Genomic DNA, 1,306 nt, shown 5'->3' on the forward strand with positions numbered 1-1,306 from the left:
TACATATTTATATCCCTGTGTAGGAACGGTTAACTTTTTATCATTTATTAAAGCATTAAAATTTGGACTTTGGGGTAAATTCTGCAGCACGATTTTATCTATGGCTACTGCTTTTCCATTTACGTAACCCACGGCATACAATACATTATACCGGATATCAGGCTTGTTCCATTGGAAATGTGTGCCGATTGTACCGCGTTTTCTTCTACCTAAAGATTTGCCGTTTACATCATTAAAAAGTTCTACTTCATCGCAGTTAGAATAAACCACTATACTGTCTTTTATACCTGGTTTGTTCCAAAGGTTAGGCCAGGTATGAGAAACAATATACACCATAGGTTCAGTTTGTTTTGGTGCATAATTTGCCCTGAACATATAAAATACATCAGTAGGTTCTTCCCAAGGTGTAAACATGCCCTTGTAATTTACCGGGCCTACCCGATCCAGATCTCTCAATCCTTCACCACCCTGCACCCTGCCCGGGTTATCGTGTGAGCTATACAACCAGAAAAAATGACCAGCAGTTTTATCTTTTACCGACTCGGCCAAGCGTACCTTAGTCTCCATTAAATCGGTCATTTTGTTCTCCGTATAACCTTTTCCATTGGCATCGGGTTTGTGAAGATCAATTGTTCTCCAGGCACCGTATTCACCAACCAAAACCTGCCGCTGAAGATCTTCTCCATAAGTTAACGGATTACCACCATAGGTGCCGGTCCAGTTTTGGGGAACATCCCAATCCGTTCCTTTTCCGCCATTACAAGTGGTTACTTTTCTTTGTGATGAAGCTGTCGGATCGAGTTTTCTAATCAGCTCTGTACATTCTTTTGCGAAATCTTCAGGCAAAGTACTCTCGTTTTCCAAGCCCCATAAAACAACTGCCGGACTGTTTCTGCGCTCTTTTACCCAGTCTGTTAAAAGTGATTTAAAGTTCTTTCTGAATTCGGGTGTATCATACCAGATATGAGCAGCCATTTGGGTCCAGCATAAAATCCCTTCTTTATCCCAATAATCAGAATACAATAAATGATGTGGTTGATGTGCATCGCGGAAAGCATTAAAACCAGCAGCTTTAATTTGCCTAACTCTCGAACTGATCTGCTCGTTACTAAAAGCATGGCTCTGCCCGATTAGATGTTCATATTCGGCAATACCGTTAATAAAAACCGGTTTTCCATTTAACAGAAACTGTTTCTGGTTTGCTTGTTCACCAATGGGCCAGCTGATCCATCTGATTCCGTAAGGGGTTTTCAACTCATCTACAATCTTTCCATTTTCCATAATGGTAGTTTGTAAAGTATAGAGA

At 40.7% G+C, this 1,306-nt stretch carries 1 protein-coding gene; it reads right to left on the reverse strand.

Annotated elements, in window-relative coordinates:
• A partial coding sequence (locus AC1DPQ_RS27990; protein WP_477611605.1) for a glycoside hydrolase family 2 TIM barrel-domain containing protein occupies window positions 1–1,281 on the reverse strand: 1,281 nt, incomplete at its 3' end.
• Window positions 1,282–1,306: the final 25 nt, after the last annotated feature.

It is taken from the genome of Pedobacter sp. 01T416_2, assembly GCF_056398925.1.